At 71.2% G+C, this 20,661-nt stretch carries 17 protein-coding genes; 8 read left to right on the top strand and 9 right to left on the bottom strand.

All coding sequences use genetic code 11. The features are described 5' to 3' along the window. Window positions 1-119: 119 nt before the first annotated feature. Window positions 120-956 carry an HpcH/HpaI aldolase/citrate lyase family protein gene (locus tag ACFE7H_RS07265; protein ID WP_375400583.1) on the bottom strand — a complete coding sequence of 279 codons (837 nt, stop codon included), beginning with the start codon at window positions 954-956 and terminating at the stop codon, window positions 120-122. Window positions 957-1,084: 128 nt separating this feature from the next. Here ACFE7H_RS07265 and ACFE7H_RS07260 point away from each other — a divergent pair, with 128 nt between their 5' ends. Both ACFE7H_RS07260 and ACFE7H_RS07255 read left to right on the top strand, forming a co-directional pair. Further along, entirely contained in the window at window positions 1,085-2,116 is a 1,032-nt protein-coding gene (locus ACFE7H_RS07260) for a hydrolase (RefSeq protein WP_375400556.1), read from the top strand. After that, window positions 2,113-3,369 carry a kynureninase gene (locus ACFE7H_RS07255; protein WP_375400555.1) on the top strand — a complete coding sequence of 419 codons (1,257 nt, stop codon included), beginning with the start codon at window positions 2,113-2,115 and terminating at the stop codon, window positions 3,367-3,369. The genes ACFE7H_RS07260 and ACFE7H_RS07255 overlap by 4 nt, the downstream gene beginning before the upstream one ends. Window positions 3,370-3,407: 38 nt before the next feature. On the opposite strand, the gene ACFE7H_RS07250 is transcribed toward ACFE7H_RS07255, so the two are convergent. Both ACFE7H_RS07250 and ACFE7H_RS07245 read right to left on the bottom strand, forming a co-directional pair. Further along, window positions 3,408-5,579, bottom strand: a complete 2,172-nt coding sequence (locus ACFE7H_RS07250) for a YhgE/Pip family protein (RefSeq protein ID WP_375400554.1) — start codon at window positions 5,577-5,579, stop codon at window positions 3,408-3,410. Then, window positions 5,576-8,401, bottom strand: a complete 2,826-nt coding sequence (locus tag ACFE7H_RS07245) for an MMPL family transporter (RefSeq protein ID WP_375400553.1) — start codon at window positions 8,399-8,401, stop codon at window positions 5,576-5,578. Before ACFE7H_RS07245 ends, ACFE7H_RS07250 begins: the two co-directional genes overlap by 4 nt. 135 nt (window positions 8,402-8,536) lie before the next feature. Here ACFE7H_RS07245 and ACFE7H_RS07240 point away from each other — a divergent pair, with 135 nt between their 5' ends. The 3 genes from ACFE7H_RS07240 to ACFE7H_RS07230 all read left to right on the top strand — a co-directional run bounded on the left by ACFE7H_RS07240 (window position 8,537) and on the right by ACFE7H_RS07230 (window position 10,416). Next, a complete protein-coding gene (locus ACFE7H_RS07240; RefSeq protein ID WP_375400552.1) occupies window positions 8,537-9,181 on the top strand; it encodes a TetR/AcrR family transcriptional regulator in 645 nt (214 codons plus the stop codon). A 93-nt stretch (window positions 9,182-9,274) separates the two neighbouring features. Further along, the gene (locus ACFE7H_RS07235; RefSeq protein ID WP_375400582.1) at window positions 9,275-9,901 is read left to right on the top strand and encodes an RNA polymerase sigma factor; all 627 of its coding nucleotides are present in this window, start codon (window positions 9,275-9,277) and stop codon (window positions 9,899-9,901) included. Next, window positions 9,895-10,416 carry a hypothetical protein gene (locus ACFE7H_RS07230; RefSeq protein WP_375400551.1) on the top strand — a complete coding sequence of 174 codons (522 nt, stop codon included), beginning with the start codon at window positions 9,895-9,897 and terminating at the stop codon, window positions 10,414-10,416. Before ACFE7H_RS07235 ends, ACFE7H_RS07230 begins: the two co-directional genes overlap by 7 nt. Window positions 10,417-10,436: 20 nt before the next feature. Here ACFE7H_RS07230 and ACFE7H_RS07225 read toward each other — a convergent pair whose 3' ends face one another. The 6 genes from ACFE7H_RS07225 to ACFE7H_RS07200 form a co-directional block, all read right to left on the bottom strand. Next, a complete protein-coding gene (locus ACFE7H_RS07225) occupies window positions 10,437-11,132 on the bottom strand; it encodes an ATP-binding cassette domain-containing protein (RefSeq protein WP_375400550.1) in 696 nt (231 codons plus the stop codon). A gap of 11 nt (window positions 11,133-11,143) precedes the next feature. Continuing rightward, window positions 11,144-11,863 carry a hypothetical protein gene (locus tag ACFE7H_RS07220; RefSeq protein WP_375400549.1) on the bottom strand — a complete coding sequence of 240 codons (720 nt, stop codon included), beginning with the start codon at window positions 11,861-11,863 and terminating at the stop codon, window positions 11,144-11,146. 14 nt (window positions 11,864-11,877) lie between these two features. Further along, window positions 11,878-12,870 (bottom strand): hypothetical protein, encoded by a 993-nt coding sequence (locus tag ACFE7H_RS07215; protein ID WP_375400548.1) that lies wholly within the window; start codon window positions 12,868-12,870, stop codon window positions 11,878-11,880. Further along, window positions 12,867-13,196 (bottom strand): PadR family transcriptional regulator, encoded by a 330-nt coding sequence (locus tag ACFE7H_RS07210; RefSeq protein ID WP_375400547.1) that lies wholly within the window; start codon window positions 13,194-13,196, stop codon window positions 12,867-12,869. Before ACFE7H_RS07210 ends, ACFE7H_RS07215 begins: the two co-directional genes overlap by 4 nt. 59 nt (window positions 13,197-13,255) lie before the next feature. Beyond that, on the bottom strand, window positions 13,256-13,924 hold the full coding sequence (locus ACFE7H_RS07205) for a nucleoside/nucleotide kinase family protein (protein WP_375400581.1): 669 nt from the start codon (window positions 13,922-13,924) through the stop codon (window positions 13,256-13,258). Window positions 13,925-14,129: 205 nt separating this feature from the next. Continuing rightward, entirely contained in the window at window positions 14,130-17,159 is a 3,030-nt protein-coding gene (locus tag ACFE7H_RS07200) for an alpha-mannosidase (RefSeq protein WP_375400546.1), read from the bottom strand. Between the two features lie 480 nt (window positions 17,160-17,639). Here ACFE7H_RS07200 and ACFE7H_RS07195 point away from each other — a divergent pair, with 480 nt between their 5' ends. The 3 genes from ACFE7H_RS07195 (at window position 17,640) to ACFE7H_RS07185 (ending at window position 20,623) form a co-directional block, all read left to right on the top strand. Beyond that, window positions 17,640-18,644, top strand: coding sequence for a hypothetical protein (locus tag ACFE7H_RS07195; RefSeq protein WP_375400545.1), 1,005 nt, complete (start codon window positions 17,640-17,642; stop codon window positions 18,642-18,644). A 129-nt stretch (window positions 18,645-18,773) separates the two neighbouring features. Next, on the top strand, window positions 18,774-19,745 hold the full coding sequence (locus tag ACFE7H_RS07190) for an alpha/beta hydrolase (RefSeq protein WP_375400544.1): 972 nt from the start codon (window positions 18,774-18,776) through the stop codon (window positions 19,743-19,745). 209 nt (window positions 19,746-19,954) lie between these two features. Continuing rightward, the gene (locus ACFE7H_RS07185; RefSeq protein ID WP_375400543.1) at window positions 19,955-20,623 is read left to right on the top strand and encodes a metal-dependent transcriptional regulator; all 669 of its coding nucleotides are present in this window, start codon (window positions 19,955-19,957) and stop codon (window positions 20,621-20,623) included. Window positions 20,624-20,661 lie beyond the last annotated feature (38 nt).

The raw sequence follows: 20,661 nt of genomic DNA, 5'->3' as shown, positions 1-20,661 counted from the left end.
TATCGGACGGTCCTATCCGGACCGACGCATCCCGAACCGACGCGAGCGTCGCGCGGGCGCGGTGCCGAGCATCCCGGCTTCTGCTGGGAGTGCGCGGTGCGCTCGGCGTCAGCTCTGTACTAGCTCGGCTGCACCCCGAAGGCGGTCGCGAGGCGCTCGATCTTGCGCGCTCGACCGAGCCGCGGCAGGTCGCTGCCGTCGCGCACCACGCGGCCCCGCGCCTCGAACTCCGCCACGAAGTCACGAGCCCAGGCGACATCCGAGGGGGTCGGGCTGATGACCTCGTTGATGACCGGCACCTGGCCGGGGTCCAGGCACAGCTTGCCGGTCAGACCGAGCGAGACCGTCATCGCCGACTGGTCCCGCAGCACCTGGTGGTTGTTGCTGACGGTCGGGCCGTCGATCGGCCCGGGAAGGTCGCCGATTCGGCTGGCGACAACGAGCCGGGATCGCGGGTAGGCCATCGCCAGGTCGTCCGCACTGGTGCCGGTGTCCCTCCGGTAGTCGCCGCTGCCGAAGGCGAGGCGGAACGCCCCGCGGGCGCTCGCGACGGCGACGGCGTTCTCAATGCCGAGCGCCGACTCCAGCAGGGCCAGCACCGGCGTCGCTCCGCCCAGCCGGTCGAACGTCTCGGTGACGTGCTCGGCCGCCTCGGTCTTGGCGAGCATGACCCCCCGCAGCCCGGGCAGGCCGGAGAGCCGATCCACGTCGCCGGACCAGAACCCGGTGGCGTGGTCGTTGATGCGCACCCAGGCCGAGCAGCCGTCGCGGGTGAGCCACTCGGCGACCGCCTCCCGTGCCGCGGGCTTGTTGGTGGGGTCGACCGCGTCCTCGATGTCGAGCACCACCTGGTCGGCGCGGGACGTCTGCAGGCGGTCGAACGAGTCCGGATCCGCGGCGTTCACGAGCAGCCAGGACCGGGCCAGCTCGGCCGGGACTTCGGGGCGGCGACTCATGGTGCTCGTCGTCACTGTCGTGTCCTCGCCTTCCGTCGCGGTCCCGGGTGCGTCAGCCCCCCGTGGGCCGTGTGGCCGGGAGCGCCGCGAGTGTCAAGCGTACGGGGACGGGCGGTACCGTGACCTGCGTGCCGGCGAGCCTCCGTTTCGCCGTCGACGGGCTCTGGTCGGGCCGCGCCTTCGGCCCTGCGGTCCTCGAACAGAGCGGCTCGACCCTGCGCGTGGTGACCGGCACCACGGCGCGGCGCGAACCGACCACACGGCTGCGCGGCACGCTGCTGCCGGGCGTCGTCGACCGGCACGTGCACCTGGGCCTTGTGGACGGTGCGCGACTCGCGCAGTCCGCGGTCGTCGAGGTGCACGACCTGGGCTGGATCCCCGAGGTCGCCCGCGACTGGAAGCGCGCGCCGCACACCGGAGGCCCGATCCGCATCGCCGGACCGTTCCTGACCGCGCCCGGCGGGTATCCGCTCGAGCACGCCTGGGCGCCGGACACCGCCGTCCGGCAACTGGCGGACCCGCGTGCCGCCACCGCCGCGGTGGACGAGGCCGCCGCGTACGGCCACGACCTGGTGAAGGTGGCGCTCGTCAGCGGACAGGGCCGGCTGGACGATCCCACCCTGGAGGCGATCGTGACCGCCGCGCACGCGCACGGGCTGCCGGTCGGTGTGCACGCGCAGGGCCCGGGCCAGGCGGAGCGCGCCTTCGTCGCGGGAGCCGACGTGCTCGTCCACACCCCGTGGACCGACGTGCTGCCCGACGAGACGATCGCCCGGATGGCGGCCAGCATGACCTGGATCTCCACGCTCACCATCCACGGCGGGGTCGCCCGGCGCCGCGCGGCGCACAACGCGCTCGCCTTTCTGCGCCACGGTGGCCGGCTCGTCTACGGCACCGACATGGGGAACGGAGCGACACCCGTCGGGGTGCACCCGCGTGAGGTGCGGGCCCTCGCAGCGCTCGCCTCCGGCGTCGACGATCTGCTGAGGATGCTCACCGGCGTGCCGGACACCGGCCCCGATCCCGCGCAGGTGGCGATCCCGGTCTCGCGGGCGATCGTGGCCGCCGGGCCGGTGCCGCGGGGTCGAACCAGGCTCGCCTCGTGGCTTGCGACCGCGGGGCGGTTCGACCCGCTGTCACCGACCGGAGGAGCGCGATGACCGCCGATGCCCTGCCCGATCTGCACGACCTCGACGTCCAATTCGAGCGGGAGGCGGTCCGGCTCGACGAGACGGATCCGCTGGCCGCACACCGCGACCGCTTCGTGCCGACCCCGGGACTCGTCGCATACCTGGACGGCAATTCGCTCGGCCGTCCGCTGATCGCCTCGGCGGACCGGCTCAGCCGCTTCACGGGGGAGGTGTGGGCGCCCCGGCTGATCCGGGCTTGGGAAGAGGGCATGCTCGACCTACCGGTCACGGTCGGCGACGAGATCGGCCGCGTCGCCCTCGGTGCAGCGCCCGGCCAGACCGTCGTCGGCGACTCCACCACCGTGCTGCTCTACAAGCTCGTCCGCGCCGCGATCGCCGCCCGCCCGGATCGCACCGACATCGTGCTGGATGCCGAGAACTTTCCCACCGACCGCTTCGTGCTGGAGGGCGTCGCCGCCGAGACCGGTCGCACGCTGCGGTGGCTCGAGGTCGACCCCGACGCCGGACCGACCGCCGACGCGCTGACCGCCGTGCTGTCGCGGGACACGGCGCTCGTCGTGCTGAGTGCGGTGTCGTACCGCTCGGCGTTCCTGGCGGACGTCACGGGCATCAGCGCGCTGGTGGCGCAGTCGGGCGCGCTGCTGCTCTGGGACCTGAGCCACGCGACCGGCGTCGTGCCCATGCACCTGGACGTCGACGGCGTCGACCTGGCCGTCGGCTGCACCTACAAGTACGTGAACGGCGGACCGGGGTCGCCCGCGTTCGCCTACGTGGCGGCGCGCCTGCAGCCGCTGCTGCGCCAGCCGATTCAGGGCTGGCTGGGCGCCGCCGACCCGTTCGCCATGGAGGAGCGATACCGACCCGCCGTCGGGATGCGCGCCTATCTCTCCGGCACGCCTCCGGTGCTCGGCATGCTGGCAATGCAGGACATGCTGCAGCTGCTCGACGCCGTGGGTCTGGATGCAGTGCGTACCAAGTCCATGCTGCTCACGGCATATACGATCCGGTACGCGGATGCGATGCTGGCGCCGCTCGGTGTCCGCGTCGCGTCGCCGCGCGACCCGCAGCGGCTGGGCGGCCACGTGATGCTGGAGCATCCCGACTTCCGCGAGGTTGTGCCGCGGCTGTGGCGGGCCGGCGTGATCCCCGACTTCCGCGCGCCGAATGGACTGCGCGTGGGGCTCTCGCCCCTCAGTACGGGCTTCGTCGAGCTGTACCGCGGCCTGACCGCGATCCGGAACGAACTCGTGGCGGGACAGTAGGCGCAGGCGGGAAGGGTCCGGACAAGCAGGACCCGCGGTCAGGCCGTCGTGATGGCCTGCAACCGGCGGGCACTGACGGTCCGGCTGCGGGCGACGGCGAGCGTGGTCAGCAGCAGGCCGATCAGGCCCCAGACGACGAGCGACACCAGGGCCCCGCCGACACCCGCCGTGCCGGTGATCACGTCCAGCACCGCGGTCGCGGCCGGGGCGGTCGGCAGCACGCTCGCGATGGTCACCAGCAGGTCCGGTGCGGTGGAGATCAGCGATGTCGCCAGGGCGAGCGCCGCGACGACGACGATCAGGAACCGGCCGACCCCGCCGAGGATCGCCGTCAACCCCTGCGTCACGGCGGCGAACGACGCGCCGATCACCACCGCGACTCCGGCGAGCGCGAACCAGGCGCCCACGTCGAGCTGCAGGGCGATCTGCGAGATCGCGGCCAGCGCGAGTCCCTGCAGCGCCCCGATCACGAGGCCCGGCAGGTACCCGCCGAGCGCGAGCGCCACCGACGACCGCGAGGAGGTGAGCGCCCGGCGGCTGGCCGCCTGCAGCAGCAGGTAGATGGCGAACGCTCCCAGCCACAGGCACAGGCTGATCAGCACCGGCAGCCCGGAGCGCGTCAGCATCGAGAGCCCGCCGGAGTTCGGGGCGACGACCGGCTGCGCCACGGCGGCGGCCAGGTTCGTGCGCTGCGCCGCGGAGTAGGTCGGCAGCTTGTCCGCTGCGGTACCGAGCCCGGACGCCAAGGTCGACTGACCCTTCGCGAGCGCGGCGCTGCCCGACGCCAGCTTGGTCGTCCCCGACGCCAGACTGGAACTGCCGGAGGCGAGCTGGTCGGCGCCGGTGGCGGAACTACGGATCCCCGCGGTGATCTGAGCGGACCCGTCGGCGAGCTTGTGCGCTCCGCTCGCCAGCGACGATGTGCCGGTCGCGAGCGATCGCGCTCCCTTCGCACTGGCCGTCGTGCCGTCGGCCAGCTGATCGAGACCCCCGGCCAGCTTGGTCGTGCCGCCGGACACCTGCCGCGCCCCGGACGCCAGCGACGACGCTCCCGACGCCGACGACGCGATCCCCGAACTGATGGACGACAGGCCGCCGCTGAGCGCGGCGGTCCCGGAGGCGATGCCCGATGCGCCACCGGCCAGCTGCTGCAGGGACGAGCCGTTCTTCTTCAGGGCCGCGTCGACCTCGGCGAGGGTCGTGTCCGGCGGGAACTGGGTGAGCGCCTGCACCCCGCTGGCGACGCCGGCGGCGCCGTCGGCGAGTTGCTTCGTCTGCGCCGGCAGGGCGGCGGCGCCGTCGCTGAGCTTGTGCAGTCCGGCCGCCAGCGACGACGTGCCCGAGGCGATCTTCTGCGACCCGGACGCCAGCGAGTCGGCCCCCGTGGCGGTGGTGTGGGCGCCGGCGGCGAGCTTCTTCAGGCCGCCGGCCAGCTTCGAGGTGCCCGACGCGAGCGACGACGTGCCGTCGGCCAGAGTCGTGGTGCCCGAGGTGGTCTGGGCGGACCCGTCGGCCAGCTTGTGCAGTCCTGCGGCGAGCGACGACGTGCCGGAGGCGAGCTGTGTCTGGCCGGACGCCAGCTTGCGGGTGCCGGCGGTGGTCGACTCCAATCCGGAGGTGATCTTCTTCGCCCCGGTGGCGGCCTTGCCGAGGGAGGTGTGCAGGGTGTTGAAGCCCACGTAGATGTTGGAGAGGTAGCCCTTGGTCAGGGTGCGGCCGAGCACCTCGGTCGCCGTGTTCGCGATCGCCGTGCTGATCGCGCCGTCCGCCAGGCGATCCTGGTCCGATGTCGCCACCTGGATGGTGGCCTGCCGGGCGGTGTCGGCGTCGGAATACGACGTCGCCGCCTTCGAGAACTGCTTCGGGATCGTGACGACGGCGGTGTAGCGGCCGTCGTTCAACCCGCTCGCGGCGTCGGCCTTCTTGGTGAGCACCCAGGTGTAGTTGGCCGTCGTGCCGGCCGCGTTCTTGGTGCCCTTCACGAGGGTGCCGGCCAGCTCGCGGCCGAGCGGGACCGTCTGCCCGTTCAGCTTCACGCCGGCGTCCTCGTTCACGATGGCGGCGGTGACGGACTTCAGCCGGCCGGTGGGGTTGTGCAGGCTGAGCAGCAGCACGCCTCCCACCGTGACGGGGATCAGGGCGATCCCGATGACCGTGAGCAGGCCCGCGCGCTTGACGCCGCCGGCTCGCTCGAACGTGATGGGACTCACTTTCGAGTCACCTCTTTCAGGGTGCGGGCCGGGTCGATGCCGGCGGGGGAGGTGGGGGCCGGCGACAGCTGTGCCGGGACGGGCTGTGCCGGGACGGGCTGTGCCGTGACGGCCAACCGGGAGACGGGCTGCCGTCCAGCGGGCAGCAGTTCGAGCACGCGAGACGTGGCCGCGGTGCTGACCACGAGCGTCAGCGGCCGGCCTACCGACCGGGCCCGGTCGGCCGCCGCGTCGATGACCTCGCCGATCGCGAGGCGTGCGCTCGCATCGAGGACGGTGTCGAGGCCGTCGATGAAGACGAGGCGCGCGCGGGGGTGGAAGGCGCTGCGCACCTCGCGGACCGGATCCTCCGCGCCGTCGAGCAGGGCCAGACCGATCTGGCGGCGGGCCGTCCCGACCCGGTTGGGCAGCACGACTCCGCCGACCTTGAGATCGCCCGCATCCGCCTTCACCCGGCCGGCCAGGGTGAGCAGCAGCGCAGTGGAGCGGGTGTGCTCGGGCGACTCCACCACGAACACGCCGCCCCAGGGGACGAGGATGTCGACGCCGGCGAACACCGGATCGCGCGCGCCGTTGAGGCGCAGGCCGCGCGCCGCGATCGCCACGTCCTGGCCGGGCCAGTCGGCCAGACCGAGCTCGTGGCGGATCGCATCGCCCTCCACGTCCAGGTCGGGCAGCAGGCGGTCGAGCCACTTCGGCAACCACCAGGCCGAGCGGCCGAGCAGCGCCAGGACGGCGGGCACGAGCGTCATCCGCACGATGAATGCGTCGATCACGACGCCGACCGCCAGGCCGACGCCGACCTGCTGGATCGCCCCTTGGCCGCCCGGGACGAACGAGGCGAAGACGGAGAACATGATCGCGGCGGCGGCGGTGACGACCTTGGACGATCCGACGAAGCCGCGCTCGATGGCCGCGTGCGCGTCGCCGCTCAGCACATATTCCTCGCGCATCCGGGACACGAGGAACAGCTCGTAGTCCATGGCCAGTCCGAACAGGATGCCCATCAGCAGGATCGGAAGGAAGCTGATCACGATGCCCGGCGTCGCGCCGATCTGATCGGCACCCACCCCGTGCACGAACACGGCGGACACCACCCCGAATGCGGCGATGACGGACAGCAGGTAGCCGAGCGTCGCCTTGATCGGCACCGCGATGGAGCGGAACACGATCATCAGCAGGATGAACGACAGCCCGACCACGAACGTGCCGAACGGCAGCAGCGCTCCGCCGAGCTTGTCGGAGATGTCGATGCCGACCGCCGCCGCACCGGTCACCGACAGGTCGACGCCGTACTTGCTCTGGAAGTGGTCGTGCTGCGCCCGGATCTCGGTGATCAGCTTCGCGGTCGCCGGGTCGTTGGGCCCGGTGGTCGGCACGACCTGGATGATCCCCGTGTCGGCGGTGCGGTTGGGCGTGGCGAGCGGCACGCTCTGCACGCCGGGCATGGAGCGGATCTCGGCGCCGATCCGGTGCATCAGCGTCAGCGGGTCGTCGCTCTGCACGATGGTGCCGGTGACGAGCAGTGGACCGTTGGTACCCGGGCCGAAGTGCTTGGAGATGAGATCGTAGGTCTGGCGCACCTGGGTGCCCACCGGCTTCGAGCCCGCATCCGGGATGCCCAGCTGCATGGTCAGGGCGGGCGTCGCGAGCGCACCGAGCCCCACGAACACCGCCAGCACGGTCAGGATCGGGTACCTGGTGATCGCTCGCACCCACCGCAGTGCGAAGCCGAGCCGCTCACGCCGCGAGCGGTGCTGCTTCGCACTCCTGCGCGCCGCTCGGGCCACCGCTCGCGGCGTCGGGGCGAGGCGCATACCGGCGAAGCCGAGCAGTGCCGGCGTCAGGGTCAGCGCGATCGTCACGGACAGCGCGACGGCACCGGCGGCGGCGATCCCCATCACCGAGAGGAACGGGATGCCGACGATGGAGAGCCCCACCAGGGCGATCACGACCGTGATGCCGGCGAACACGACGGCCGAGCCCGCGGTCGCCGTCGCCTGCGGTGCGGCTTCGTCCGGGGTGAGCCCGTTGCGCAACAACTCCTGATATCGCGAGATCAGGAACAGCGAGTAGTCGATCCCGACGGCGAGCCCCAGCATGAGGGCGAGCGCCGGCGCGGTGGAGGTCACGCCGCCGAACGCGGTCGCCGCGAAGATCAGCAGGGTGGAGATGCCGACCCCCAGTACCGCGGCGAGCAGCGGCATGCCCGCGGCCAGGAACGAGCGGAACACGAAGAACAGCACGAAGAACGCGATGACCACGCCGATCGCATCGGTGACGCTGCCGCCCTGGTCCTCGGTGGCGAAGACGGGACCGCCGACGGCGACGCTGGTCCCCGCGGGCAACTGCTGCAGGAACGCCGCCTTGGTCGCCAGCAGATCCGCCCGGGTCGCCTCGGTGACGTGGCTGCTGTCCTCGGTCAGCTGCACCGAGATCACCGCCGCACTGCGGTCCTTCGAGATGGCGCCCTTCACCGTGGTGCTGTACGGCGATCCCGCGGCGTCGACGCCCTTGATCTTCTCGACGTTCTTCAGTTCCGCGGCAACCCCGGAGCGATACGCGGAGTCGGTGACCTGCATGCCCTTTGCGGCGACAACGACGACCTGCGCACTGCCGCCGCTCACCTCGGGGAACGTGTTCGAGAGCTGGTCGAGCGCGTTCTGCGACTCGGTGCCGGGGATCGAGACGACGCTGTCGGTACCGCGGTTCAGCAGTCCCATCGCGCCGGCAGCGAGCAGGACGACGAGCACCCACAGGGCGAGTACCCGGCGCCGATTGCGGAAGGACCAGCGACCGAGCGAGTAGAGCAACGACGACACAGGACGCTCCTTGCGAGGGGGACCGGTGTGGTCCGGCTCAAAAAAATACAACACTGGATCATACAGACCTGCATGAAAATCTCGCGTCCATCGCGTAAAATCCAACGACATGAGAGTCGCATTGAGGCGGATCCAATGACGGAGACCGCGCCGCCGCTGCAGGCAACGCCGCGCCGTGAGCGAACCCGGGAGCGTCTGATGGACGCCGCGTTCGACACCTTCGCCGAGGAGGGGTTCGCCGCGTCCAGCGTCGAGGCGATCAGCGAGCGGGCGGGGTTCTCGCGCGGCGCGTTCTATTACAACTTCGCGAGCAAGGAGGAGTTGTTCTTGGCGATGATCGAGCGCAGCATCCAGCGGCGCCTCGGCACCGTGGACGAGAGCGCCACGATGTCCGGCTTGTTCGGCGGCCTCGGCGACGACGAAGAAGCGCTCCTCGACCTCGTGCGGGGCCAGGGGGACGAGGACGACCTCAAGTGGGTGATGGTCATCACGGAGTTCCGGCTGCACGCGATCCGCGGCAACGACACTGCGACCGCCGCCAAGTTCGACACGCTGTTCCGCACCGTGATCCAGGGCCTCGCCGTGCGATTCGCCGAGCGGGCCGGGACGGCCGGAGCGACGTTCACCGTTCCCGCCGACATGGTCGCGACGCTGGCCGTCGGGGCCTACATGGAGGCGGTCATCGACAGCGCGGTCGCCCAGCTGGAGCCCGCCGAGGGGGAGCGCTTGACGGCGGAGCGCCTCGTCGCCGTCCTCCGCGGCCTCGTCCGGCAGCCGTAGAACAGTCCGGGGCCGCTCTGCCCCGAGCTCGATTCCGGCGAATCAGGTGATGCCTCCGCGTCAGGATTCGGGCGGCCGGGGACGTTCTTGAGTGTGAGGGTCGACGAGCAGGCGCTGAGCGGCGAGCAGGAACTGAGCGACGAGCTGCTGATGGGCCGGGGTTCGGCCGGCGTCGCGATGCTCTACGACCGCCACGGGCGCGCGGTGTTCCGCCTCGCCGTCGGGGTGCTGTCCGATGCGGACGAGGCCGACGATGTGGTGCAGGAGACGTTCCTGCTCGCGTGGCGAAAGCGTCGCAGCGTGACGCTGGTGGGCGGGTCGGCGCTGCCGTGGTTGCTCACGGTGGCCCGACTGGAGGCGCTGTCCGCCAGGCGGCGCCGACAGCGTCGCGCCGCCCGCCAGGTGCTGTTCGATCCGGCGCTGCACGACCGTTCCGTCACGGACGACGTGGACCCGGTCGAGACCGTACTGGCCGGGCTCACGGCGCATGACCGGGCCGTCGTGCAGGCGGTGCTCGTGGACGGCCTGAGCTATGCCGAGGCCGCCGAGCGGCTCGGACTGACCGTGACCACGGTGGGCAAACGTCTGCAGCGCGCCAGAAGTCGTCTCAAGGCGCGACTGCGGGCCGAGACGCAGCTGCCCGATTCGCCCGTGAACACGACGCACGTGAACAAGACGCACATGAACGGGGCGCAGATGAACGAGGAAGGGGCGTGCTGATGGCCGTCGTACGGGATGAGGACGACATCGAGGTCCGGCTGCTTGCTGGGCGGATTCGCCTGCTGCGGCGGATCGCAGCGCGTCGCAGGGGTCGTCGCGCGGCCGCGGCGGCGGCGATGCTGGTGGTTGCGGGATCCGGGGTCGCCGCGTCGGTGGTCGTGCATCGGGCCGATGCCGAAACGATCGGAACGAGCGTCACCTGCTACGCGCACGCGGACCTCGGCTCGCTGCACGGCACGAGCGCGATGTCCTCTGCGGTCGGTGCGCCCGTGCGGCAGCTGAGCCTGACTGAGAAGGCCGACATGTGCGCACTGGTGTGGAAGTCCGGCCTGGAGCAGGCGGCCGTCGATGGTGGGCACTGGCCCGACATCGACCCGAACACGTCGACGCTGCCGGTCCCTCCGCTCGCGTTCTGCAGGCTCGCGGACGGGACCACCGGCGGCTTCCCGATCGAGCCGCCCGCGACGACGAGCCGGGCGGTGTGCGATCGTCTCGGTCTGCCCCTGCTGACCTGACCTGACCTGACCTGAGCGCTCTACCGCGCAGTGTCGGTGGCCGTGACGGTCCGCGCGTCGATCTCGAGCACGACGTCGCTGAGGTCCCGGATGTGGCGGGAGTCGTGGCTGGTGAAGACGATCGTGGTCCCGAGCGATTGCTGCTCCTGCAGCAGGCCGTGCACCGTGCTGATGCTGGTCCTGTCGAGCGCGTTGAAGGGTTCATCGAGCAGCAGCACGCTCGGATGCTCCATCAGCGCCTGCGCGAGCGAGAGTTTCTGCTTCATCCCGAGCGAATAGTGCCGCACCCTCTGCTTCAGGTCGGGGCTGAGGCCGACCGCCGCCATGGTCGTGTCGATGCGGTCGGCGGCGATCCGCCTTCGAATGGCGGCCAGTTGCAGCAGATTCTGGCGGCCGGTCAGATGACCGAGGTAGGCCGGGCCGTTGATCGTGATCCCGAAGCGATCCGGATACGACCGGTCCCGACCGAGGTGGCTCGGGTCGATCGCAATGCTCCCGCGATCGGGAAGGGTCAGTCCCGCCAGCAGCTTCAGCAGCACGGTCTTGCCCGACCCGTTCGGCCCGACGAGTCCGTAGGTGCGGCCCGGCTCGATGTCGAAGGTGACGTCGTGGAAGAGCTCGGCGGCGCGGTACCGCTTGGTGACGTCGGCGACGCGGATGACCGGCGTCGTGATGGGCACTGTCGGCGCGGCCGACATGGCGGGCAGATCGGGCATGGCGGGGCCTCTCAGGCGGATCGGCGGCGGCGGCGCAGCAGCAGGAGCGCGGCGGCCGCGACGGCGGCGGTCGTGACAGCGAGGGTGAGCGACGCCGACAGGGTGCTCTGCCAGCCGCCGAGGGAGTAGCCCATGCCGGACAGCTGCACGGGCAGCAGGTGGAGCGGAACCCGCTGGGGGAAGCCCAGTGCGAGCAGGATCGCGGCGGAGGCGATGCCGCCGATCCGGTTCGGGGTCGCGATGGTGGCCGCGAGCAGCACGAGCAGGTAGACGACGAGCTGCAGGGTGCCGTTGACGAGCAGCTGATACACCCACGGAGCGAGGCCGCCCGACGGGGGAGTGACCGTGCGTCCGCCGTAGAGCACGTACCAGCCCGAGCCGGTCAGTGCGAGGACCACGGGGAAGGCGGCGGCCGTCACGGACGCACGCCCGACCGCGCGAACCAGCCACCGTCCGTGGGTGCCGCAGCGGAGCAGCTCGAGCTGAAGCCATCCCTCCGTCCGGTCGGTGTAGCGCAGGGAGAGCAGATATGCGCATCCGACGAACAGCACGCTGCTCCCGATGAACTGCAGGTAGGTCCCCGTGCTGCCGAGCAGCGCGGTCGTGAGCGCATCGAACAGCGACAGGTCCCGCGGGTTCGCCTGTGCCATCAACCCACCGACGACGAGTGCCGCCGCCACCGTGATCACCGCCGTCCGAAGCACGGCAGCGCGCATCAGGGCAGTGCCCATCAGGGCAGTGCCCATCATGAGAGTGCGTCGAGACGGGCCACCCGGCGCAGGAGCACGACCCACAGCCCCGCGACCAGGACCATCAGCGTCAGCAGCGGAGCCAGCCCCACGATGACGGGCGCCTGCACGTACCCGAACGGGAAGATCGAGTTCAGCACGCTCAGCCGGTCCTGGCCGAGCAGGATCACGGTCGCGTGCTGCCCGATCACGAACAGCAGGGGCACGGCAAGGCCGATCGCCGGGCGCCGAACGATCAGCAGGCCGGCCATCCCGAGTGCGGTCAGGGTGGCCGCTCCGAGCCCCACCCAGACGGAGTAGAAGATACCGAACGGCATCGGACCGGCGGCGAGCAGCTGGGTGAAGGTGTACTCGTGGATCGCGTCGGAGGCCTGCCACGGCCGGCCGTCGATCAGCGTCCCGGTGGTGTCGACGCCCGGGTTGCCGATCGCGGGCCAGACGACGAACGAGACGGTGAACGCGACGAAGGTGGCGGCGAAGAACACGACGAATGCGATCGAGACCGCCACGAGCAGCTTCGCGTAGACGTAGCTCTCGACCCGCACTCGGGTGCGGGTGTTCACGACGAAGCGGTCGCCGAGCTCGCGGAACAGCCGGAAGCATCCCACCAGCACCAGCAGCACCGGGAACAGCAGGGGCACGACTCCGTCGACCGCGGAGGCGAGGATCCCCGCGTTCGAGTTCGTCAGCGTGCCGCCGGTCAGGTACTGGTGGCGGAACAGGATCTCCGTCAGCGGCAGCAGCACCGCGAGCGTCGCGGCGGTGATGGGCACCCAGCCGATCGAGGCCCGCAGTTCTGCCACCACGACCTCGCGGGGAACCGCGATCAGCGCGAAGCCGATCGCGCCGCGCACCACCGCGGCGCGGGGGAGTCCGACCTCCTGCGCATCCCGCAGATCCGCCAGCCACTGCTCGTGGTACCGGGCACGGACCGGCCGCGCCAGCATCGAGGCGGCAACCGACAGCAGTGCCTCGTCCATGCGGCTCACGCCGATGCCTCTGCCGGTCCGGCCTGCCGGCGGCTCGACCGAGCGTCGAGCTGTGCGTCGAACCGGGCGACGACCTGCGCGGCGGCGACCTGACCCTGATCGCTCAGCACGTAGTACCGGCGGCGAGGGCCCGATCGTGTCGGGTCGTCCTCCCACCGTGAGTGCACCCAGCCGGCCGACTCCAGCCGGTCGAAGATGGGATACACCGTGCCGGGCTTCCTGCCCGTGGCCTTGATCACCGACAGGCCCCACACCGGATCCGCGGCCGCGAGCAGTACTCGCAGCACATCCACCGTCGCGCCGGTGACCCGCTCCACTCCGACCATGGCCTTAGGGTACCTATATCGGATAGGTCGTCAAGCTCGACGCGCCGAGCTGCCGTCGCTCAGTCCGTCGAGGTGATGGCGGACAGCGCGAGCGCGGTCGAGTCGATGCGCAGGTCCGCGGGCGCGCTCTGCTCCTCGATCATCCGGGCGTTCGGTTCGTCGACGGTCCGCACCCACTCGTCGATGTCGGCCCCCGTGTAGCCGCCCACGACCCGCCGCTCGATGAGGCGCTCGTGGCGGACGTCGGCGGGAACGTCGATGAACCAGCTCTCGTCGAGCATCGCGCGAACGCCGTCCCAGCCGCCGTGCCGCAGCAGCAGGTAGTTGCCCTCGGTGATCACGAGCGGGACGTTCGCGTCCACCGGCACCGCGCTGCCGATCGACGCCTCCAGGGAACGGTCGAAGCGCGGCCCGTAGAGCACGCCTTCGCGCTGCTGTCGGAGTGCGCCGAGCAGCGCGACGTACCCGCGCACGTCGAAGGTGTCGGGTGCGCCCTTGCGGTCGCGGCGGCCGAGGCGCACCAGTTCCTCGTTCGCCAGGTGGAAGCCGTCCATCCCCACCAGTACCGCCCGCCCGCCGAGCGCCCGCGTCATGGCTGCGGCCAGGGTCGACTTGCCGGAGCCGGGTGTGCCGGCGATGCCGAGGATGCGTCGCCCGCCCGAAGCGGCCAGCGCCTCGGCCCGCGCGACGAGGGCGTCGAGCCCGGTCCGGCCTTCGAAGTCGTCGATGTCGTCGCTCCAATCGGGGGAGGGTCCGGCGCTGCCCGCGCGACGCTATCGCGGCGGCGAGCGCCGAGCAATGCGGGCGGCCGGCAGCGGTCCGGACCGGTGCCCAGTCAGCAGGTCACCGTCCGATCAGCAGGTCTGTAGTCGACCGGCGGCCTGCCGTCGGGACGACGACCTGCTGACGGGACCGGGTTTCGAGGTCGGCCCGTCACGCCGGGGCGCTGACCGAGCGGAACCGCAGGGTCGTCAACTCGAACGGCCGCAGGTGCACATCCACCGTGCTGCCGACGGTCCCGGTCCGCACCGCCTCGCTCTCGATCGGGCGCTCCAGCAGGTCGGTCGCCTGCGCCGCCGCCCAGCCGAACCGCGTCGTGACCGCCGCGCGCGCCCGCGTGCCGTGCGCCTCGTACAGGCGCACCACCACGTCCCCGGAGCGGTCCTCCGCCGCCTTCACGCTCTCGACGACCACGGCTGGGTGGGAGACCGTCAGCAGCGGCTCCACCGGCTGGCCCGTGACGGCGCGCAACGGCAGGTGCACGGCGTAGCCGTCGACGACCGCATCGGAAATCCCGCCCGGCCGCAGCCGCACCCGGAACTCGTGCCGGCCCTGATCGGCCGCCGGATCCGGATAGCGCGGAGCGCGCAGCAGCGACAGTCGCGCGACGGTCATCGGCCGGTCGGATGGCGCCGCCGTGCTGCGCACGTCGTGCCCGTAGACGACGTCGTTCGCGATGACCACGCCGAAGTCCGGTTCGCCGACCTGGATCCAGCGGTGCGCGACCGTCTCGAAGCGAGCGGAGTCCCAGGAGGTGTTGCGGTGGATGGGCCGGTGCAGGTGGCCGAACTGCACCTCCGCCGCCGCCCGCTCCGCCCGCACGTCGAGCGGGAACGCGAGCTTCAGCAGCTTCTGCGACTCGTGCCAGTCGATCTCGAACCGGTAATCCAGGCTGCCGCCGGTCAGTCGCAGCCGCACATCGATGCGCGTCGTGCCGAGGCGATGCCGGATCACCACCTCGTCGCCCTCGATCTCCACCGATTCCGGATCGGTCAGGTCGCGCCCGCTGCGCTGATCCTCCTCGTTGACGTCCCACGCGTCCCACTCCCTCGGGGTGTCGCGGAAGAGCTGCAGCAGACCGCCTGCGAGCCCGGCGGGAATCACCTCACGGTCCGTCCGCAGGTCGCGGACGGAGGGGAGCGTGCCGTGCGCGTCGACCTCCACCCGCAGCAGGTCGTCCTGCAGCACGATGCGGTCGCCGTCGCGGCTCGGGACGGCGGCCGTCGGCGCGGCGGCGGCACCGATGCCCATCGCCGGGGTGCCGGAGAGCTCGTAGGGCCCGGCGTTGGCGGCGAGCGGCGTGTCGCCGGTACCGACGAGTATGTCGAGCGAGTCGCGGATCAGCCCCTCCAGGTCGCGGGCGACCTGCGCGTAGTTGCGCTCCGCCTCCTGGTGGACCCACGCGATGGAGGAGCCGGGCAGGATGTCGTGGAACTGCTGCAGCAGCACGATCCGCCAGGCCGCGTCGAGCGCCTCATACGGGTAGGGCACGCCGTGCAGCACCATGGCGGTCGTGGCCCACAGCTCGGCTTCGCGCAGCAGCGCCTCGCTGCGGCGGTTGCCGCGCTTCGTCCGCTGCTGCGAGATCAGGGTGCCTCGATGCAGTTCCAGGTATATCTCGCCCTGCCACACCGGCGGTGCCTGCAACTCCGCCTCGGCCGTCACGAAGAACGACTGCGGATCCGTCAGCTGCACCTTCGGCGACCCGTCGAGGTCGCGCTTGCGGGCCGCCGCGGCGAGCATCTCGCGGGTGGGGCCGCCGCCGCCGTCGCCCCAGCCGAACAGTCCCAGCACCTCGCGGGCGCCGCCCTTCTCCTGGAACGACCGCTCGGCGCGGGCCAGGTCGCCGGCGCCGAGATCGGAGTTGTAGGTCTCGGCGGGTGGGAAGTGGGTGAACACCCGGGAGCCGTCGATGCCCTCCCAGAGGAAGCTGGAGTACGGCATGCGGTTGATCTCGTTCCACGACGGCTTCTGCGTCAGGAAGTACTTCGCGCCGGCGGCCCGCATGATCTGGGGCAGGGCTGCGGAGTAGCCGAACGAGTCGGGCAGCCACACCTCGTCGGTCTCCACGCCGAACTCCTCCAGGAAGAACCGCTTGCCCAGCACGAACTGGCGCACGAGCGCCTCGCCGCCCGGCATGTTGGTGTCCGACTCCACCCACATCCCGCCGACCGGCCGGATCACTCCCCGGGCGACGGCGGCGCGCACCCGCTCGAACAGCTCCGGCTGACTGTCCTTCAGCCACGCGTACTGCTGCGCCGACGAGGCCGCGAAGACGAAGTCCGGGTTCCGCTCGACCAGGTCGAGCACGTTCGCGAAGGTGCGGGCGACCTTGCGCACCGTCTCCCTGGTCGGCCACAGCCAGGCGCAGTCGATGTGCGCGTGGCCCACGGCCGACACGACGAGGGCGCTGGCGGCCGCCGGTCCGGCGAGGACCGGAGCGAGCACCGCGCGTCCGAGCGCGACGGTCCCGGGCACGTCGTCAGGGTCCATCGCGTCGACCATGCCTTCCAAGGCATGAACGATCTCCGCGCGCCGCCTCCCGTCCGCGGGCAGGACGTCGACCAGGCCGGTCAGGGCGTGGATGTCCTGCAGCAGCTCCCACATGGCGATGTCGCGGCGGGCGACTTCGATTCGACCGAGCCGGTACAGCGGCTGGTGGCCCGCGGTGGCCGGGTCGCCGAGCGGGGTCGGCTCGTACTCGTAGGGCACCTGCACGATCGGGTTCGCGGCCGCCTCGATGAGCAGCCGGAACGGACCGGCCTGCGGCAGCGGCACCCACGAGTTCAGGGGTTCCACCGCTTTGACGATCGTGCCGTCCGGCCGGTACACCGTCCCCTCGGCCTGGAAGCCGGGCATCCCCTCCGTGAACCCGAGGTCGACCACGAGTTCCGCCTCGGCCGGGTCCCAGTCGGCCGGCACCGTGCCGCGCACGTCGAACCAGACGGTGTCCCACGGCCGACCCCATGGCTCGCCGATCGCGAAGTCGGTGTACCGCTGACCCGCCGCGACGTGGAACGGAACGGGCTCGCCGTCCACGGCCCACGCCGCGATCGAGACGGGTGCGGCGTCGCGGTACACGGCCGGTCGGATGCGGAACTCGGTGAACCGCCGCACGCGCAGCAGTGCGAGTCCGGCGGCATCGAGGCGCACTCGACCGGAGGGATTCAGATCGACGACCATGGCGATTCCTTCGTGGACGGATCGGGCGGATGCGACTGAGTCGGGGAGTGGGAGGGGGGGGAGTGGGAGGGCGGAATTGGAGGGGTAGCCGGCCGGGGGAGTGGGAGGGCGGAGTCGGAGGGCGGAGTGGGAGGGGGGAGTGGAGGGCGGAGCCGGATTGGCGGCCGGTCGGGGAGTGGGCGGAGCGTGCTCACCCCTTCACGGCCGCCCGCGGTGGTCGCCTTAGAAGGTACTTGCGGACCAGCGGAGACAGCACCGCGGGCGGCGCCAGCGGCCCTGTCCTGCTGTTGACCCGGACCCACGGTGCCCGGTGTGCCGGTCTCCGTGAAACGGGCCACGACCTGAAGCCGCGCCGGTCCGACCGGCTCACCCGACCGGTCGCGTCCGCGGGATTCACCGCGGAGCCGGAGTCGCCGCCGCTCCCCCAGGAGAGGCCGCGTGCGGTGACTATCGTTCGACCGTGACAGTGGAGGGGGCCCGATGAAGGAGCTCGTCGGTCGCCTGATCGCGTCGGATCCGGTCGCCAGTGAGGAACTGCGGATCATCCAGCATTTCGACCAACTAGTGCGCGGCAAGATGGGGGTCGGCAGCCTGCTCAGGGAGGCCGCCATGGTCAGCCGCTCGACCCTGGGATATGTCAATGGGCCACGCAGACTGCAGTTCTCGTCGACCGGGCTGCCGGTGCGCTACCGGAATCCGGATCCCGGTGTCCCGCGTGTCGAGGTGACGACCGGAGCAGGTGTCTGGCTGGAGGTCGGGGCCGCATCGGCACCAGGTCATCGGATGGTGCTCGACCGGGTGGCGCTGGCCATCGAGATCACCGAAGGCCGCGATCCGGAGGAGAACCGGCTTCACACGGCACTGGAAGTGCTCCTGTCCACCGATGCGGCCGGTGACGAATCCGAGGCGCGCTGGGCAGCCGCCGCGCGACTGCATCTGGATCCCGAGGCGAAATACCGCGCGGTCGCCTCGGCGGTCGGTCAGGAGTGGCCGCCCCGCTGGCCGAGCGCCCTGATGGCGACGCCGTGGGGTCCCGTTCGCGGTGCTGTGCTGCAGCCGGACACGTCCTGGGATGCGGCCGGCGGTATCGGGGTGCCGACATCGCCCCTGGCGCTGCAGCATTCGTGGCGGTCGGCGTTGTTCGCCTGGCGGCTGTCCGGGCAGGGTGGTCGATTCTCAGCGGAGTCGCTCGGACCCCTGCTGACCGTCCTCGAGGCGGCGGAGTCGTCCGGCTGGATCCATCCCGACCGCGGTGTCATCGAGGGCGTTCTTGCCCGCAACTGGTCGATCGCGGAGCTGCAGGCCATCGCCGACGGCGCGAGTGTGCGCGCGATCGCTTCGGCGGCGGGCCTGCACCACTCGACGGTGCAGCTCCACCTTCCACGCCTGTCGGCCGCGCTCGGTTTCGACGTGGTGTCGCCGATCGGCCGCATCCGCCTGCAGATCGGCTTGCTCCTTCGGCGCATCGAGCCGACCGCACGCTGAGGACGACCGCCGTTCGGCGGGTCGCTCTGGACCACTCGCGAGCGTTCGGCGGGGGACACCACGACGCCGCCGACAGACCATGAAGACGTGGCTCAACCACCACCCTTCGATGATGCAGGAGCGTCCACCATGTCTGGAACAACCCCGATCCATCCGCCGTTCGATGACGAACTCACCCCGATTCTCGACGCGTACCACTCGGTCAGCGCTCCGATCACCAACGAACTGCTGCCGGCCATCCGGGCGGCCGCCGCCAAGGGCCTGCCGGGCAGTGCCCAGTTCGATCTGACGTCCGGGGGAGCCGTCGTCGTCGAGGAGATCGAGCTGCCCGATCGTGACGGAGTCACGCTGCTCATCCTGCGACCGGCCACGGGGGAGGGACCCTGGCCGGTGATCTACCACACGCACGGCGGCGGCATGATCATGGGGTCGAAGACCGACGGCCTGCATGTGCTGGTGCCGTTGGTGGTCGAGATCGGCTGCGTGGTCGTCTCGGTCGAGTACCGACTCGCGCCCGAGTTCCCTGACCCGGTCCCGGTCGAGGACTGCTATTCGGGTCTGGCCTGGACCGGGCGGGAGATCGCTGGGTGGGGCGGCGACCCCGACCGCATCCTGATCTTCGGCGGAAGCGCCGGGGGAGGCCTGGCAGCGGGGAGTGCGCTCATGGCGCGCGATAACGGGTTCCCTCAGCTCACCCATCAGGTGTTGTCGTGCCCCATGCTCGACGACCGTTTCGAGACGGTCAGCAGCATGATGCTCGACGGGGAGGGCGTCTGGGACCGCAACGACAATCTGTTCGGCTGGACCTCGCTGCTCGGCGAGCGTCGAGGCGGACCCGACGTCTCGTATTACGCGGCACCCGCGCGCGCGACCGATCTGTCCGGCCTGCCGCGCACCTACATCGACGTCGCGTCGGTCGAGACGTTCCGCGACGAGGCGATCGACTACGCGCGGCGCCTGAGCGAGCACGGCGTCAACGTCGACTTCCACATGTGGGGCGGGGCGTTCCACGGTTCGTCCGGCATCGCGCCGCACAGCACGAGCAGCCGGGCCGCGATGAGCACCCTCGACCAGTTCCTCCGCCGAGCACTGGCCGGCTGACCGCCCGAGCCCGGCCGGTAGTTCGCCCGAGCTGACATAATGTCCATTATCGGCTCGCGCCCCGGTGGGGCGTGCTGCGAGCAATTCAGGAGATTTCGAAGAATGAGGGCGCGACGCGCGCCGATCTGCCTGCGTTTCTCGGGATGGCCTGAATTCTTCGCCGGGTAGGTGGGCAGGGGTAGGTGGGGTGAGCGGGCCAGACTGAGCGGGTGGAGATCTCCGCAACGAGTCAGGACTACCTGAAGGCCATCTGGACTGCTCAGGAGTGGGGCGGATCGCCGATCTCGGCCACGGCGCTCGCGGTGCGGTTCGCGGTCACCACCGCGACGGTGTCCGACACCGTCAAGCGGCTGGCCGCCAATGGGCTGGTCGTGCACGAGCCCTATAAGGCGATCACGCTGACGCCGGACGGCGAGCGCCACGCCGTGCGGATGGTTCGGCGGCATCGGCTGATCGAGACGTTCCTGGTCGTGAGCCTCGGCTACGCCTGGGACGAGGTGCACGATGAGGCCGAGCGGCTGGAGCACGCCGTCTCGGACGTGCTCATCGACCGGATCGACGCCCTCCTCGGCCATCCGGAGCGAGATCCGCACGGTGACCCCATCCCCTCCCCCGCTGGCACTCTCGCCTACCCAGACCACGTCGTCCCGCTCGCAGCCGCGGCGCCGGGGCGCTACCGGATCACCCGCATCTCGGACGCCGACCCCGGCCGGCTCGGCTACTTCCGGGAACGCGGGCTGCTGCCCGACGCGGTGATCACCGTCACCGAACGGGACGAGCAGGGCGGCACGGTGCTCGTCGCGACCGGCCGGCAGCCTGCGCTGGCGCTCGCCGCACCGGCCGGAGACGCCATCCTGCTGGTCGCGGAACGCTCCTGACCATGATCGGCGCCGACCGGCGCTCCCCGTCGGACGGT

Source organism: uncultured Amnibacterium sp. (assembly GCF_964250715.1).
Classification (GTDB): Bacteria; Actinomycetota; Actinomycetes; order Actinomycetales; family Microbacteriaceae; genus Amnibacterium.
The sequence above is the reverse complement of the archived record's forward strand: the minus strand, read 5'-3'. Positions and strand labels throughout refer to the sequence as shown.